Below are 16,657 nucleotides of genomic sequence, written 5' to 3' on the forward strand. Positions count from 1 at the left end.
GGTCAGAAACGCACGCGGGCGCTGGCGGTCAGGCCCAGGCCCTTGGCCGGGCTGTGCGCGCTGGGCGAACGGCTCTGGCTGGTGGTTATGCTCGATTCGTACCAGACATATTCGTAAGCCCGATCGAACAGGTTCTTGCCCGTCAGCGCCAGTTCCAGCTTCTCCAGCCTTTCCAGCGGGCGAAACGCCACTTCGGCATTGAACACGGCGTATTGGCCAAACTTGCCCACCGCCGGGTCATTGGCCGTGGTCAGCCAATAGCTCGATTGCCCATTGCCCCAGACCGAAACGCGCCAGCGCGGCGAGGGCGTCAGGTCCACCCCGCCCGACCACAACCAGTGCGGCACGTGGTCGATCTCGTGCCCCACATAGGTGGGGGTTGCCGGATCGGCCACGCGGATGCGCGAGGTTTGCCAGGACAGCGCGCCCCAGGCGGAAACGCCCGCCACCGGCCTGACGTTCACCTGCACGTCCACCCCGCGCCGCCGCGTGGCACCCACGTTTTCGCTGTCGCCCAGCGGATCGTTGAGCTTGCGCTTTATCTCGCCACTGGCATCCTGCAGCCACAGCGCCACGCGCGCTTCCACCCCTGCCACCGGGCGCAGCTTTACGCCGGCTTCCCAGCCTTCGTTGATCGAAGGCGCCAAGTCGGTGGTGCGCGGCGGGATCAGATAGGCACCCGATCCCACCCCGATCTGAAAGCTCTTGCCATAGTTGCCATAGAGCGTGACCTGGCTGACCGGGGTGATCGCCACTTGCAGCTTGGGCTGGCTGATGCTGCCGTAATCGTTGATCGGCGCCGTGGTGCCGGCCAGCCGGTTGTGGAACGTGCCGCCCACCCAATCGAGCCGCCAGCCCGGGCTGATCGTCAGCCAGGGCGCCGGCTCCAGCCGAACCTGGGCATAGACGCCGCCGATGTTGGTGGTGAAGGCCTGGTCGCGCGTTTGCGCGGTCACCACCCGCGCCACGGTGTTGTAGCGCAGCGAGACATTGTCCTGCCACTGCATGTCGCCGCCCACTTCGGCCATGACCGGAACGCCGGCCACGCGCGCATGCCAATGCAGCGCCGCGCTGGCGCCGTAATGGTCTTCGTCGGTCACCCGCCGTTGCTGCGATGTGGTGGCGGAAAACTTGACATAGCGATCGTCGCGCAGGCGGTTGGCATAGGCCTTGGCGGTAAAATCGACCGTGTCGCCCATGCTTGCATCCAGGTGCAGGCTGCCCTGTGCCACGGTGCGCGTGTCGCCATCGGTGCGGTTGTAGGCGTTGGTCATCCGCGGGTTGGCGGCGGCGTTTTCCAAGGTCAGATAGCCCGGCTCGTCGGCCGTGCCGCGATACCAGCGCGCGATCGCGCCGATGCGCACATCCTCGCTCGGGCGAAAGAACCACTTACCCGCCAGCGTGCCCCGCGTCAGGCCGCCATGATCGCGCCACCCGCCGGCCTGGCGCCAGGCCGCCAGGTAGTTCTGGCTGAACCGGCCTTGCTCGATCCCGGCCACCGCTTGCGCCTCATAGGTAACGAAGCCGCCGCCCGAAACCTTGCCTTCCAGATAGTTGCCGCCGATCCGCGTCTGGATATTAGCGCTGCCGGCAATGGCATGCACGCCATAGCGCGGATCGGACGTGCCGCGCACCACTTCGATCCCGGCGATATCGAGCGGAAAGACCGCATCGATATAGGGCATGTTGCCATCGTTGCTGTTGGCCGGCACGCCATCGATCAGCAGCTTGACCGCGTTGATCTCGCCCTCGCCATTGAAACCGCGAAAGCTGAACTTGCCGCTGGTGGTGCCCTGGTTGAAATTGGTGAGCATCACGCCGGGCAGGCGGCCGACCAGTTCCCAGGCATAGTTGACGTTGGCCCGCTGCGCCACGTCGCCGCCCATGCGGTCGATCGAGGTCAGGACGTTCTGCGACGAGGCGGCCATCGATCGCGCCGACACCACGATCTGCTCCCCGATCGAAAAACCGGTATCGACACCGTTGGCTTTCTCTGCTGCAGCCGGCGCTGGCTCTGCCGCCCGCGCGGGCATGGCGAAAACAAGCGCGCAGGCAAGCGCGCTTCCCGAAATACGCATTGTGATAATCCCCTGTCCGGCGCCTGGCGCCGGCCTGAACCTTGGTCATGCCGCCCGGCAGTGGGGCGGCGTGGTGTGGATCAGGCGATCAGGGGTGGGCCGCGCAGCGGGGGCCAGGCATGGGAATGCCGGCGCGGCGCGAGAGCCGACACTGGTGCAAAGCCCAGCGCCAGGATAAAGGCCAGCGCGCCAGCCAGCAGCACCGGATCGGCGCCACCCAGCAAGGCATGGCCCAGGGCGCCAAACGGACACGTGCCCTGTGCCTTGGCATGGCCGGCATCGGCCTTGTCGGCCGCACCGCTCGCCGGCACCACCACCTGGCGCACCAGATCGTGGCGCCCGTCGATCCCTTCGGAACAGAGCTGGATGGTAAAGCTGCGCGTTTCCCCGCCCACCATGTAGCCGGCGGGCACCAGCGCCTTCATCGCCAGGGCCAAGGCCACCAGCGCAAGGGCCAGGCCACGATTCCGCAGAAGAAAGGCGCGCAGGGCAATCATGCAATACGCGCCATAAGTGGCGCTAGCCGGATTGTCATCAGGGCAAAATGTCCCGCGAGGCCATAAACCGCCTGCTCTCTCGGTATAAACGAGATGCTCTGGAGCGTGGTCCTGGTCGGTGACGGGCTCGAACAAATTATCCAATACTCAGAAATAAAATCATTTTTTGATGATCAATTTTTGAGCAAGCCCCCAAATCGGCCCCAGCCAAAAATTGCTGAAATGTGGAGGTGGAACAGAGGGCTCACATTGGCTTCGACCGGGCTGACGAATCGGCAAGACAGTCGAGGTTCCTGGCTACGGCGACAGATGTTTGGGGGCAAGTTTTACCATCAGTGCGCCTGAGCCAGTCCGCAAGGCAGCAGGCAGGAGCATGCATTTCACTGATAGCGAGAGCCGATCTTGGATGTCGGAATCTGGGACTTTGCAGTCGTTCCCGCACAATTTATTCAAGGGCAGGTTCATTGCCAAAATCCGTCACTCCGGGAACGGTGTGGCAGACCTGAAATGCGGCTTTAACTGGGACTGTTGCCGGCAGGCACGTTTCGGCCCGCTTCAAAGCGAAAGTCGTCATGAGCTACGCTGAGTATAAGCGTCAAAATTGACTTTGCGAGAGCCAGGCAGGTAGACGCAGAGAGTGCAACCGAACTGCCAGCGGAACCCGTCATCTTCCTCACCTATCCGTCAGCCGCTTGGTCTGGCGAGATTGTAAATCTGCCTTTGGTCACTCATGAAGCCGTGATACGCAGATTTTGGCTAGACTTTATCTTTATCATTTCAGATTTTCTGTAATATTGAAAATTATCATTCATTCATCATCGACGAAGATTTGGCATATTATCATTAATGAAGATTCAAAAATAACCACCACAGTACCCTCCTTAACTTTAGCGACGAAGCTCGTTCGCAATGTTTGGACAGCCTACCATGTGATGCTTAGCCGCGAACCAACACTTGCTTCTCCGCAATCTCACGCGCCGTCTTCAAGGCAGCCACTACCCTTCGACCACCCTCGCGGGCTGTCGCTTCGCTGTGGTTGGCCATCATCTGGATGCGGAAGCGAGAGGCGCCCACTGGTACCACAGGAAATTCTGCGAGATTGACGATCACGCCATTATCAAACGCCAGCCTGCTCCCGATCCGTCCGACCAACTCTTGCCCGACAAGCATCGGCACAATGGGCGTGGGGTTACCGAAACAGGCCTCACCAAGGGACGTAACCTCGTCGCGATAGGCGTTGATTGCGGCCATCAATTGCGCACGGAGCGTGTCACCTTCCTCGGATCTGACGATGCGAAGTGCCTGCCGCACCACTGCTGCCTGCACCGGCGATAAGGCGTTCGAGAACATCCAGGGGCCACCGTAAATCTGGATGAAACGCCTGACGCTGGGCTGTTTCACCGCCACAAAACCGCCGTTCGAGGCGAAGGTCTTGGAGAATGACCCCATGACAATGTCGACTTTGCCCAACATGCCTTGGGCTGCGATTTGGCTCACCCCACCCGGCCCCATGGAGCCGAAGTCGTGGGCGACATCAACCATCAAGGTGGCGCCATACTCATGGCAGATGTCTTGCAAAGCCATGATATCGGGCGTGTCGGCATCCATCGAAAAGACACCTTCTGTGATGACCAGAATGCCGTTTTGGGTGTCTGTGGCGCGAATCTGGGCCACTGCCTCGCGAAACGCCTCCGTATCCAGATGTCGAACACGTTTTACGTTCTGCGTGGACGCGTTGGCCCCTTGCTGAAGGCAGGCATGGGCCAACTCATCCATCACTACGTGGTCGTATGGGCGCACCAACGCCGCAACCACACCAAATCCAGCCGCCCATCCGGTTGGGAACAAAAGAACCTGTTCCGACAACAGAGCATCGCCGAGTTCGCGTTCAAGCGCGAGGGATTCCCTAGTATTGCCAACAAGCGCACCTGATCCCGCAGAATGAACTCCAAATTCCTCAATTGCACCCTTTGCGGCCGATAGAATTGCAGGATGCGATGACAGGCCCAGGTAATCCTGTGAAGCAAGGTTGATTCCGTTGGCGACTTCACCGGTCTCAAGCCGAATGGAGGCAGCCTGACCGGGGGCAGCCTGGAGTGACCTGACATAAGGCCAAAGTTTGTGCTCACTTCGCGCTTCGGTCCAGTCAAACAGTGCACGCGTTCGCGACAGCAGGTCCGCACCGCGAGGCCGGGCAAAATGAGCTACGCTTTTGCCAGATGCCAACGAGGGGATGCTCTGGAAGTCCGATTGCGCTGGCGCAAAGAAGATGTCACTGTCGATGTCGCTCACGCTTCATTGCCCTCCTCATGGGTCATCTCGCACCACGCGATGGATCGGGTCGCCTCGCTCCATGTTCTGGGGGAGAAGCCTGCCTTGCGGGCATGGTCCGCCAGTTGCCCTTGAGAGCGATAGATCAGGTGCCAGTCCATCACGGCCTCCATCCAACCCGCAGTCAGGTGGTTCGGCAGGAAGTTAGCCAGAACGATGCGCCCTTGCGGCGCCAGGATCGCCTTCAGCAGCTTGTGGAACATGTCCATGGCGCGATCATCGAAGTAGTCGGTCAGGCCCAGCGTGTAGATGTAATCCCATTGCTCCCCACGGTTCTTTGCAGACCTGAGGAAGGCAAAGACGTTGGCCTCGACAATGGTGAGGGCATCGCCATGCTTTTGGCGCACCACCTCCAGCGACAATGGGTCTTGATCGACCACTGTCACCTGCGAGAGGTCTGATGCCGGAATATCATCCCCTTCGCGGAAGTGGCCGCAGGCAAGAGACAGAACCCGAGCTCCCGACGACAAAGCGAGATTGAGGCGCTCCTTGGCATCATCTTTACGGTGCCGAACTGCAATGGCGGCGGTACTCGCGCTGGTGATTTTTAGCAGTTCTTTGCCCAATACCGTGCAGGTGCTTGGGTCATTTAGACCATATATAAAGTCAATAAGTTCTGCATCACCCGAATAACCTCTTGGCCGGGCGAATGAACGTCGAGACATCGGATCTTCAAGAAGCGCTTTCTGCAAGGGGTGTGCACGGAGAAAGTTTTGCGTCTGTAGCCACTTTTCTGTTTGATAGCGCTGCGCGTTTAGATACCCAATCAGTACCGAAACGGCTATTCCGTATAATCCAGCGCCGAGTAGATCAAAGCATACATCGAAAAACTCATATTGACCATGAGTGTCACTGATTGCACTCTCATCGAGTTGAGCAGCAAGCAAATTCAGCATTATGCCCCCGAAGTTCAAAAAGGGGCTTCTACAGATCGCTTGACAGACTGAACCCAACATCAGCGAATCGCGAAGCCAATTTTCGTTACCCAAAGGCTAACCTTCGCATCCGCAGCAACGCTTCCCCCACTTGGGGGATGTTGTGCATTTTGTGCCTGAGAATTTGGGTGATATAGATGGAAAGCTCGTTCTCGTCGAAGTGATGGGAAGATAAAATCACTTCTTATCAGTATCTAATTGGACATATCCTTCGGAGCATAAGTAGCCTCTCGACGCCATGCTGCACTTGTTCCATGATTGCCTCCCATGTGCGTATAACGTTGGGGGCACTGGCGTGATTCACTGCGAAGAAGGCGTTGCGCGGATCATTCAGTCTTTCGCGCAGACTATTGTCGATCCCCATCATTGGCGGTCGGCGATGGAGTTATTGAGTGACCGCGTCGGCGCAGTCGGTTGCGCGCTTGAGTTGACGGACCTGAACTCTGGCGCAGCCGTCATGGAAAACACCGTTCAACTCGACGCTGACCAACTCGGTCAATACCAAGACCGCATCTTTCATGTGAACCCAAGGATCATCCGAGCGCTGTCCATGAACCTTGGCCAGGTGGCAGATGATCGCGTTCTGATGAGCCAGCGGGACTATGAAAACTCAGAGTTTCTTGATTGGCTTGAAGGTACGCCCTACTACTATATCATTGGCAGCAAAATCCTGAACGACAACGGTCATGTAGGCTTCCTAACTGCGAATTTCGCCAAAAATCGTGGGAAGGCCACGCAAGACGATCACAAGATTTTTTCGCTGCTCACGCCGCACCTCGTTAACATCTTGGCTGCGTCGAGGGTGCTGTCGGCAAATCAGCTTTGCAATGACACGCTTACGCTCAGCGCCATGGATGCAGAGCGCCCATTTGCATTTCTGGACCGCGCCGGCCGGTTGATTGAATGTTCGCAGGGATTCGTCCAAGCCTTGCGTTCGCAGCGTTTCCTCGATGTGCGAAATTCCTCGCTGGTCGCTCGCCATGGTCAGCATCGTGCGGCACTGGATGGATTTCTGAACGCGGCCCTTGGCCCAAAACGCTATATTGAGCCGCCTCTGCCACTTCGCCTCAGTAAGCCTGACGCGCCTCGTGGGCTGGTCATACGGGCAGTTCCACTGGCGCCTCAAAACGATCCATTCGACATATTCCGACCGGCCGCGCTGATCACGTTAACGGATTTGGACGAACCCTATCAGGTCAAACGGCGCGACCTTGTTGCGATCTTTGACCTTACAGTAAGGGAGGCTGATGTGGCAGCTCTCATTGCAGAAGGGCATTCCCCCCAGCAAGCCGCAGCCCATCTGCGGATTGGCCTCGACACGGTCCGCCAGCACCTCAAGGCTATCTATTCAAAACTGAACGTAAGCCGTCAGGCTGATCTCGTCTCGATGATCGCAAAGGTTTCGTGATGGGCGGCAGCAGGATGTTGGCCCTTTCAACAACCGTCCTGACGATAGCAGGAATGAGCATGGGCAGCGGAGAGCGTTGATGCGATTGGATCTGGATGGGCTATACGGCGCAATAGATAACGATGCAGCGTTTGCGCAAATTGGCGACAGGGTTGCCGAAGCTGTTGGTATGCGTTCTGCGGTAATCGTGGAACTGAATGTGTCAGGTGAAGCGTCCGCCCTGCACGCCAACGGCTATTGGTCGGCTGAAGACTTGGGGGTCTATGTGGAACGTTTCGCTGCAACAGACCCATGGACGAGTCTGGCGATCCAAGTCGGAAACTTTGGCCGAGCGGCTGCACTTGATGCCCACATGTCCCCCAAGGCTTTCTTGCAAACCGAACTTTACAATGATTTTTTCAAAACCATCGGCGATGATACGGCACGCTGCCTTGGGGTTATGCCTGAATTAGGCAAACGCGGCCTAATGGTTGCTGTGCACAAGGCGGCAATCACAACCGCGTTCGACGCTGAAGAAGCGGCAAGGCTTGATGCAGTCTACAGCCATTTGCGTCGCGTAATGAACTTGCGGCGCATGTTTGAACGGGAACGCCATCGCTCCGGCGTCTTGCAGGACTTGGCCGATCATTCCGATCATGCCCTTCTACGGGTGGACACAGACTTACGAGTGCTGGGCCTATCCTTCAGTGCGAAGTTGATGCTCGATCAGCATGATGGCTTGGCGATTTCGCGCTCAAGGCTTGTCGCATCGCAGGTCATGGAGGGTAGGATTAAGGCTGCTGTCGCGGCAGTGATCGGCAAGGCTGGCGCCTCAAACTTTGGCTTACTTTGTCACCGGCCATCTGGCCTTCGTCCCTATCGCATCGCAGTGTTGCCTGCCGGTTTTGAAGGGAGCGCCGGAGCCATCCTGAAAATCACTGACCCCGAATACGAGCTAGCCCCCTCCGCTTTGTCAGCCCTGCAATCCGCTTATGGCCTGTCAGCCATGGAGGTGGAACTTGCTCGCGGCATCCTCGCCGATCAATCCCTCGAAGAGATCGCGGACGGCAGAGCGGTACGACGCGAAACGATCAAGACCCAGCTCAAATCGCTCTTCACAAAGACCCATACCAACCGGCAGTCAGCGTTGATGAAGTTGCTGTGCACGTTCCCGCTGGGGCGCAGTCAATGATTATGCAAATGGCTTTGTCAGCACTGCGTGAGGTTGATGCTCTAAACGGCTATTTGGTCCCCAACGCGGAACAATCATTGAACTTTTGATCTCATGCCACCCTCGCTTGGCAAGCCCTATCGGAGCGAAAATGACCCGCAAGCACCTATTTCTACGCCATTTTTTCTGATCACCCGCGCTAGCTCGTGCGTCACCCAAAGTTCCTGTTGACGCAGCACACCGAACGCGGAAGGTCTGATAGCTGTCCTTTGTTCAGGAGGCGAGGCGGATAGAATGGCGGGTGTTGGCGTAGGCCGACATTCCCGGCACTTCATCTGAACGACGTATTCTGGTCGGCAGCCGTCAGTGCCGAATTTCGCATTCGGATGGAGAGCGGTCGTTCACTCTTGCCAAAATGTGACCGCGAAATCGTCCTCGTTGTCCACGAACTCGACCTTGCATCGTCGGGCGGGAAAATCGCGGCGCAGTTTCGCGTCGAGCATGTCCACCATGATCTTGCAAACATATCGCGCTCGCTCTTGGGCTATAGCTTCAATCTCGTTGCCACCCCGGAAGAATGCTTCCAGACTGTTATAGTTCAAGGCGGCTTCAATCTGGGCGCGGGTATGGCCACCCGTTTCGCTATTTCGTAGTTTTTCCACAGAAAAGTCGTGGCGAAGCACATAGTCTTTGTAAACGATGATCTTCGGCCAAAACAATGCCGTAAAAGCTACGGCTTGATCTGACCGCGCGATGGCGCAAAGCCAGTCTTCTGGCTTCACTCCTCTGCCATCATTCCAAGCTTGAAGGTCAGGTAGTAGGTCGATCGCGGTGTTCATCCTACGATACTATAACGATCCACGAATGGCCGGCAACGGGCGAGAGTTGCCAGCGGTAGGAGCTCGAACCCACGCCCGTTGCCGGGATCGCTGTTGCGATACGTCTACCAATTCCGTCAAGCTGGCGGGTCTATACCGAGGATGGGCGCCTTGAGATCGACAATAACCTCGCGGAGAACGCTTTGCGCGGCATTGCTGTGGGCCGGAAGAACTCTTATGACCATTGTCAAGGATCGAGGGTGCAAAAAGTTAAGCCGTCTCTGCGATCCAAGAGGCAGCTACCTTGGCATCGCAATCGGCAGAGGTCGATAGCGTGGGTCAAACCGACGGTCGCTCAAACTCTTGTCCGGGGATTGGCTACCCCATGGTGACTGTGCGTCGGAAGGCTGCCTCGTTCTGGCTGCGGACATGGGAGTAACCCGTCCAAATTCTTGCCCGAGGGTTCCTTCACCGCTCCCTTACCATCTTCCTCTGCCGAAGGCGGCATGCACCCGTTTTCAGGCGGGCGCCGCTCCCGGCGCCGGCTCGTACCGGCGCGCAAGATCCCAGGTGAAGCCGACGAGCTCTCGGGCGACAGCTGTGACCGCGACGTTGCTCTTCTTCCCGCGGCCAACCAGCTTTCGATACCGGCCGTTGAGGCGAAGCTGGGCTTTCCATGCTATGTCTTTGGCTTCTTGCGGCACGTCTGCCTTTTGCTTTTCCATAAACTGGCCGACCTTTGGCGTCGTTCGGTAGCACCAAGCGGCTTCGAACAGCAGCGCCCGCATATCCGTGTTGCCTGCCTTTGTGATTCCGCGGGGCCGAATGGAGCCACCGCTAGAGTGCTCGCCGGGAACCAACCCCAGATACGCCATGAGTTTGCGCGGGCTGGCGAAGCGGGAGAACTCACCGACCTCTGCCACGATAGTCGCCGCGATAACCATTCCGACCCCCTTTAGTCCCTGCAATGCAGTGACCACAGGTCCCAGAGACCAGTCAGGTATGATGGCCGCGATTTGATCTTCCAGTTCTTTTTTGCGTGAGTCAGCCTGGGCAAGCCGATTCAGATAGCTCTGGAATGCGATTTGCTGGCCCCTGTGCTCAAAACGCCGATCTGCAAGCCAAGATCTGTGGCGACAGGACCACGGCTTCCCTTCGTAACGCAGACCATGTTTGAGTAAAAACATCTGAATTTGGGCACGGGCCTTCCGGACATCATGAGATGCTAAATGCCGAGCTCTAACCAGGTCGCGCATGGATTCATGAGTGGGGTCGGGCACCCAAACGTACGTCAGTTCGCCAGCCCGAAGAAGACGGGCAAGCATCATCGCGTCACGCGTATCGTTCTTTTGGCGATTGCCCGGACGAACGGGAGTATGGCTGGGAGCAACAATCCGACAGTGGAAACCCAGATTCGCGAGTTGGCGATATACGCCGTACCCGCATGGGCCAGCCTCGTACACAAATTCCATGCGGTTATGGCGATCCGCCAGCTTCCGAGCCAATTTGGCAATCGCGTCAGGTTCATTGGGGATAACGCCGATAAGGCGAACCTCCCCGTCTCGCCCAGCCATCGCAACTGCGGCTGAGATTGTTTCCTTGTGCACATCCAGTCCGATGAAAGCGTCATAATCGCCTGCCATGATGACCTCCGATGCTGCGCGTCTGATAACGCCGCTGGCCATAGCTTACACCGAGAGGGCAAAACCGGCCTGACAATGGTCATCTCATCTGGCTCTTCGCAGGCGCCGATTGCGGTGGCGAGCGTGCTGCTGCCATCTACTCCCTGCTGGAGACGGCCAAGCTCAATGATGCGAACCCGCAAGCCTGGCTCGCAGATGTGCTCTGCCGCATCGGCAACGGGCATCCCATCAACCGGATCGATGAACTGCTCCCGTGGAACTGGGGCCCCTCCTAATAGCGCCTAGGCAGCTTGTTGACGTCTGCAAAGACCTATAGCGTCACTGCCAGTCTTAGGGACAAACATCCATAGGGGGACGGTTTGGGCATTTTGCGCCGCCTTTTCGGTCGAAAGTATATTCCGGCACCAGAACTACCGAACTCGCACGATGGCCCTGTCGATCAAGGCGAACTTGCGAGGCCTGGCTTTTATACCGGCACGGCGAGTGTTGTTATCTATGATCTCGTGAGCTTGGGGCATCGATTACACGATGACGTAGATTGGTGGGCCGACCCAAAAGTGGAGTTGGATGAGATCAACCAGCGTAACGTCCTGATAGCTGGTCTAACCTTCGACGGATTTTATGATCTCGATATCACCGGCGAGGACATCGGGGCGGGATGTTACTCGCTACATTTTCCCAGCGGGAAGGTTTTCATCGGTCCTGGAGAAGTGATGACCGGGGGCGGAGATGAGCCAGACGAGAGCTGCAGCGGTATCTTTCTCAATCTCCTGCCAGGCGATTATAACGTTGGCATCGCCCGATCCGAAGATCGGCTGCAAGTAAGCCTCATAGCTGCTGCCCCATCTGACAATAACGTGATTGAGCCCATCAGGATTTAACGGCTCTGAGCGGACGCTTACAGCCCTACAGCTCCCACAGTCTTATATCGCGGTGCATTGCTGTTTGCCTGATTCCGTTCTATCTTCGTTCCATGCAGTTAAATGTGATCAACAACTCTGGAGCGGTCGAGAAGATCTGGCGTGGTTTAGGGGCGGCGAATGCATAAGGGGGGAATCGCTGACAAAGTCGGCAACCGGTACGAAGCGCGCTGGCTGACGCATCAACTCCTCGGGCTGCTCGACGGCACCGTCCAATCGATCACGATCGAAGCGCTGGGTGACGACGAACAAGGGTTCGAATTCTCGCTGGTGCGTGCTGGCGGGCCCGAATGGCACCAATGCAAGCGGCAGACAGCCACCGGGACTTGGTCAATCGCCGCGATCGATGCTGCGGGTGTGCTCGCGGCGTTCCGCACCAAAACTAGTGTCACTGGCAGGCGCTGCTTGTTCGTTTCGAGCGATCCGGCGCCGCAACTGAAGTTGCTGCAGGACAAGCTCCCGGCAACGCACAGCCTTGAAGCCTTTGAGGCAAGCTTGTCGAAAACGGAGACGCAGCATTGGGGGGGGCTCAAGGAGCGTCTCGGCGGCGACGTCGTCGATGCGTTCCGCTTTCTCGGCAATACCGAGTTTCGCACGCTTTCCGAGTACGATCTCGCCGAAAATCTGCGCGCGCGCATCGCCTATTGGTTCAAGGGCGATCCCGATGTAATCGCAGCACGCTTCCGCACCTGGCTTGAGGAAGAGCAAAACTTCAACCGGCCGATCGGCTATGACAATGTCATCGCCTTTGTCCGCAGTGCGGGGATCGAGACCAAGCAATATGAACTCGACCGTGCGCTACCGGGGCGGATTCATGATGCGACCTCCTCCTATGTCGGCTCATATCCGCCGGTCGGTGCGGGTATGTACCGGATCGAGCGGCCGGCCGTCAGCGAAGTGCTGGCCGGCCTGCAAGCGGGAGCGGGTGTCGTGCTGGTCGCGGGTGCCGCGGGCATGGGCAAGTCCGCGGTCATCGCCAATGTGATCGAGCGCTTGCGCAGCGACGGCACGTTGCATCTCGCGTTTCGCGTCGACCAGGCTGGAAAAATCGCTACGCTCGATGAGCTTGGCGCGCAGACCGTCGGCACCGCCGATAATCCCGTGGTTATCCTCGAGCAGCTCGCCGCTGGCAAGCGCGCGGTGCTGATCGTCGATCAAGCTGACGCGGTCAGCGAAGTGTCGGGCCGAACCGCAGAGCTACGCCGCGTCGTGCTTGATCTGGTCCGCAAGGCCACGCTCTATCCCCGCGTCCAGCTGATTTTTGCGTGCCGCAGCTTCGATCTTGAGAACGACCACGGCTATCGTGAGATTGCCGCTACCCAAGGCAATGTCCGCATCGATGTCGGGCCGTTCGCGCGCACCGAGATCGATCCGGTGCTCGCCCGGCTCGGTATCTTCCATGACGCCGACAATGCCCGGCTGATGGCGCTGATTGCCCTGCCGATTGGGCTGACGCTCGCGGCGACGCTCGCGCAAAGCGGCATCAGTGACTTGCGTCGCGTTGAGCATCTTTCCGAGCTTTACGGACGCCTGCTCAAAACGCGTGATCAAGAAATCCAGCGCGACTTCCGCCCGGGCTGGAGCGTCTATTCGCCGCTGACCGCGCTCGCCACGGCGATGAGCGAGCGCCAGGAGCTGATTGCACCATTGGCGGCGCTGGACCCTTTCGCCGGATCGCTCGATTTACTCCAGCGCGCCGGGCTGATAGTGGTGCGGGGCCATCGGGTTGGCTTCATCCACGAATCGCTGTTCGACTTTCTCCATGCGCGGGCGTTCGTGCAGGAGCGCAAGCCGCTGATCGACTTCCTGCTGGCAAGCGAACAAACGCTGTTTCGCCGAACCCAAACGCGGCAGATCCTCGCATTCGAACGCGAGCTCGAGCCCGCCCGCTATCTCACCGATCTGCAAGCGATCCTGAGCGATGTGCGCGTTCGGCCGCATATCCGCGAGACGATCGTGCGGTGGCTCGCCACGGTTGCGGACCCAACGCTTGGCGAGTGGGAATTGGTCGCGCGCTATGCCGCGTGTGACGGACTGCCGCGCAAGGCGGGGCACGTCATTTTCGAGCGCCGACCGTGGTTCGATTTGTTGCGCACCCACGGTGTGCTCGATGTCTGGCTCGCCAGCGACGGTGACGATCTCAGCTGGGCGCTCGGTTTTCTGCGCTCGGTGGCGTCGCTGGTGCCGCTCGAGGTTGCGATGCTAATCAACGATTTTCTTGAACGCCGGCCCGACCGCGTGCGCGACGTGTTCGAGACGCTGCGGTTCATCGACCCAAAGGCCGATGCGCGGCCGCTCGCTGACAGTCTCATCACCGCACTCAACCGCTCGGTTCCTGAGGATTGGGAGAATGGCGGCAATGATTGGGACGATTATTACGCATCGTGGATCAAGACCGCTCCGCAAGAGGCAGCGCGGATCTTCGGTGCGCAGCTAGGGCGCTGGTTTCGCCTCAATCCCGAAGGGCACCCGTTCAAGCGTCGCTATGAAGATGGCGGGTCAGCGATGTACTGGCTGAGTGAACTGGCCAAGGCCGCGCCGCTCGCGCTTCTAGAGCAACTTCTGCCCTTCATGCGCCTGGCGATGGAACGCACGCGCAAGAATGAGGAGCTACCCGCCGAGGACGGTATTTGGTATTGGCGGCGCTGGGACCGGACCGATGTACGATCTGCCGATCTTCTCGACATCGTGCGCGCCGCTCTCGCGGAAGTCGCGCGCAGCGACCCACAACCGGTCATGCGACTGCTCCGCGACCTGCGACCCGAGGCTCATATCACCAGCCTCCACTTGCTGCTCGAAACCGTCGCGACAAACGCGCAAGGTTTGCGGGATCTGCTGGTCGAACAACTCGACAATCCCGGCTTGTTCAAGGCGGGATGGTATAGCGCTGACGGGCATTCGGCGGGCCTTGCGATCGCTTCGGCCATGCTATGGTTAACTGCGGCTGAGCGCGCGCGGGCGGAAGCCGCGATCCTCGCGCTCCAACCCGAGATCGCCTGTGCCAAGCGCGCCCTTGCGCGTGCGGAGAGTGATACCGACGAGCCCCAGCCGCCGTACCGAACTCGGGGTTATGCAAGCTATTACCTTCATGAGTCGGGCAAGCGAGAATGGTCCGTACTGCGTCAGATTGGAGCGAACCAGCTATCGCCACGCGCGGCCAAGCGGCTCGCCGAACTCGAGCGCAAATTCCGTGGCCAAAGGCCCGAACAGCCCGACGGCATTCGCGGGGGCATGGTGCGCTCACCGATCGCCAGCGAGCGCACCAAGTTCATGAATGATGATGCCTGGCTGACCGCGATCCGCAAGTTCAGCAGGCCGCGGGAAGAAATGCGGTGGCGTGGCGATGGCCGCACTGGCGGCGCAATGGAGTTGTCGCGCGAACTGAAAGAGCGCGCGAAGGAGGCGCCCGAGCGGTTTCTCGCTTTGCTCGCGCGATTTCCAGAAGACACATATCAGGATTTCGCTTGGGGAATCACCGCCGGGATCGCCGAGACCAAGCCTGATACCGACATAATCGAGCGCGTGCTCGCAATCGTGGATGCCAACCCCGCGGCCAGGCCGGACGACCGCTCGCTGATCTGGATGATCCGAGCTTGCACTGGGGCACTTGGGCCACGTGCCGAGAGCTTGCTGTTGGCGGTCGCCACCGGCGATGACGATAGTACCGGCATCGGCGACATCAAGCATGGCGAGCGCGCCAAGGAACCCGATTGGAAGCGCGCCTTAACGTTGGGCGGAGACTTGAACGGCAAGGCGATAAATTCGGCGCGAGGCTCGGCGTTGGAAATGCTCGGCCGCGTGTGCTGGAACTCGAAGGAGACGTTCGAGAAATATCGGTCGCTCCTCGATCCAATTATCGGCGCCCCGGCCGCCGCCCATGTCCATTCGTCGCTCAGCGGGCTGCTGATGAGCGCACTCAAGCATGAGGGGAAACAGGGGATCGACTGGGCGTTGCGCATCGCGCGCGCATGTCCGGAAGCTTTCTACACAAATAACGGCCAGCAAATCGTCGGGTGGGTCGCGGACTTGGACATCGCCAGCTTCGCCGAGCTGATCAATCTCTACCTGATCCACCAAGACCCGCTCGCGCGTGGCTTTGCTGCCTTGGCGGTTTTCCAACATGGCCTGGACGATCCCGAATGGCTGCCCCTCGCCGAGGATCTGCTGGAATGCGGTGCTGAATATCGCTCTGCGGCCGCCGCCGTTGCAGCCGCGAATTTCGAATCGGTCCGTTTCGGCACCACCTGCACCGATTGGCTCATTCGCTTGTTCGACGATGAGGATGAGACGGTACGGCACGAAGCGAGTGACTGTTTCCGGCGCATGAAGACTTCGGACATCGCCTCGCATGCCGGGTTGTTCGAGGCTTATGTGGCGTCCCGTTATTTCGAGACCGACCGGACCTATTTCCTACACCGGCTGGAACAAGCGCCGCCCGGGCTCGACGAGCTCGTGCTCAAGCTACTCGAGGATACACTCAAGGCGCGCACCGAAGGAAATAACGAACCCCGGGCCTATGAATTGCACGAGATAGGCGAGCTGGCGCTTAAGCTCTACGCCTCGAACGTCGACCACCCCCTGCGCCGAACCCGCGCGCTCGACCTCATCGACCGCCTGGTCGAGGACGGTCTGATGGGAATGCAGAAGCTCGAGGCAGCCTGAACTGATCGCCTAGATCCGAAATCAGCGAAAACTGTGCTGGATCGCCGCGACGACGGCGCGTCCCTCTGTGAGTATCACTTCGATAAAGGCCTGGAGCTGGCGCGTGGTCCTGCCAACAAAGCGGACCTTCACGGATCTGAGCGAGCTCATTAAAAGCTCTCGTACATTCATGTCTTGGAATTGCTAGACTTAGCTGCGAATTAACCGCATTTGCC

At 59.0% G+C, this 16,657-nt stretch carries 10 protein-coding genes, 1 tRNA gene and 2 pseudogenes; 6 read left to right on the forward strand and 7 right to left on the reverse strand.

Features of this window, described 5'->3' with window-relative positions; translation table 11 throughout:
- Positions 1–2 precede the first annotated feature (2 nt).
- From FHT19_RS23430 to FHT19_RS23445, 4 genes are all read right to left on the reverse strand, one after another.
- Positions 3–2,078 (reverse strand): TonB-dependent receptor, encoded by a 2,076-nt coding sequence (locus tag FHT19_RS23430; protein WP_211185063.1) that lies wholly within the window; start codon positions 2,076–2,078, stop codon positions 3–5.
- 80 nt (positions 2,079–2,158) lie between these two features.
- A complete protein-coding gene (locus tag FHT19_RS23435) occupies positions 2,159–2,575 on the reverse strand; it encodes a DUF2946 family protein (protein ID WP_169477001.1) in 417 nt (138 codons plus the stop codon).
- Between the two features lie 936 nt (positions 2,576–3,511).
- On the reverse strand, positions 3,512–4,867 hold the full coding sequence (locus FHT19_RS23440) for a pyridoxal phosphate-dependent aminotransferase family protein (protein ID WP_211185062.1): 1,356 nt from the start codon (positions 4,865–4,867) through the stop codon (positions 3,512–3,514).
- On the reverse strand, positions 4,864–5,802 hold the full coding sequence (locus FHT19_RS23445) for a hypothetical protein (protein WP_169477002.1): 939 nt from the start codon (positions 5,800–5,802) through the stop codon (positions 4,864–4,866). Before FHT19_RS23445 ends, FHT19_RS23440 begins: the two co-directional genes overlap by 4 nt.
- Positions 5,803–6,136: 334 nt before the next feature.
- Here FHT19_RS23445 and FHT19_RS24815 point away from each other — a divergent pair, with 334 nt between their 5' ends.
- The gene (locus tag FHT19_RS24815; protein ID WP_169477003.1) at positions 6,137–7,249 is read left to right on the forward strand and encodes a helix-turn-helix transcriptional regulator; all 1,113 of its coding nucleotides are present in this window, start codon (positions 6,137–6,139) and stop codon (positions 7,247–7,249) included.
- A gap of 79 nt (positions 7,250–7,328) precedes the next feature.
- Positions 7,329–8,420, forward strand: coding sequence for a helix-turn-helix transcriptional regulator (locus tag FHT19_RS23455; RefSeq protein ID WP_169477004.1), 1,092 nt, complete (start codon positions 7,329–7,331; stop codon positions 8,418–8,420).
- A 380-nt stretch (positions 8,421–8,800) separates the two neighbouring features.
- Here FHT19_RS23455 and FHT19_RS23460 read toward each other — a convergent pair whose 3' ends face one another.
- Both FHT19_RS23460 and FHT19_RS23465 read right to left on the reverse strand, forming a co-directional pair.
- Positions 8,801–9,238, reverse strand: a complete 438-nt coding sequence (locus tag FHT19_RS23460; RefSeq protein WP_169477005.1) for a hypothetical protein — start codon at positions 9,236–9,238, stop codon at positions 8,801–8,803.
- Positions 9,239–9,285: 47 nt separating this feature from the next.
- Positions 9,286–9,364: transfer RNA gene (locus tag FHT19_RS23465), tRNA-OTHER, on the reverse strand.
- Between FHT19_RS23465 and FHT19_RS23470 the strand changes: the two are divergent.
- A pseudogene (locus FHT19_RS23470) lies at positions 9,364–9,450 on the forward strand (transposase); the annotation flags it as partial. The gene FHT19_RS23465 and the pseudogene FHT19_RS23470 overlap by 1 nt on opposite strands.
- A gap of 285 nt (positions 9,451–9,735) precedes the next feature.
- On the opposite strand, the gene FHT19_RS23475 reads toward FHT19_RS23470, so the two are convergent.
- Complete coding sequence (locus FHT19_RS23475; protein WP_169477019.1) at positions 9,736–10,860, reverse strand: IS110 family transposase; 1,125 nt, start codon at positions 10,858–10,860, stop codon at positions 9,736–9,738.
- A gap of 89 nt (positions 10,861–10,949) precedes the next feature.
- Here FHT19_RS23475 and FHT19_RS23480 point away from each other — a divergent pair.
- The 3 genes and pseudogenes from FHT19_RS23480 to FHT19_RS23490 form a co-directional block, all read left to right on the forward strand.
- A pseudogene (locus FHT19_RS23480) lies at positions 10,950–11,135 on the forward strand (transposase domain-containing protein); the annotation flags it as partial.
- Positions 11,136–11,219: 84 nt separating this feature from the next.
- Positions 11,220–11,741, forward strand: a complete 522-nt coding sequence (locus tag FHT19_RS23485; RefSeq protein WP_169477006.1) for a DUF6386 family protein — start codon at positions 11,220–11,222, stop codon at positions 11,739–11,741.
- A gap of 159 nt (positions 11,742–11,900) precedes the next feature.
- On the forward strand, positions 11,901–16,442 hold the full coding sequence (locus tag FHT19_RS23490; protein ID WP_169477007.1) for a hypothetical protein: 4,542 nt from the start codon (positions 11,901–11,903) through the stop codon (positions 16,440–16,442).
- Positions 16,443–16,657: the final 215 nt, after the last annotated feature.

This window comes from Novosphingobium sp. SG919 (genome assembly GCF_012932495.1).
GTDB classification, from domain to species: domain Bacteria; phylum Pseudomonadota; class Alphaproteobacteria; order Sphingomonadales; family Sphingomonadaceae; genus Novosphingobium; species Novosphingobium rhizosphaerae.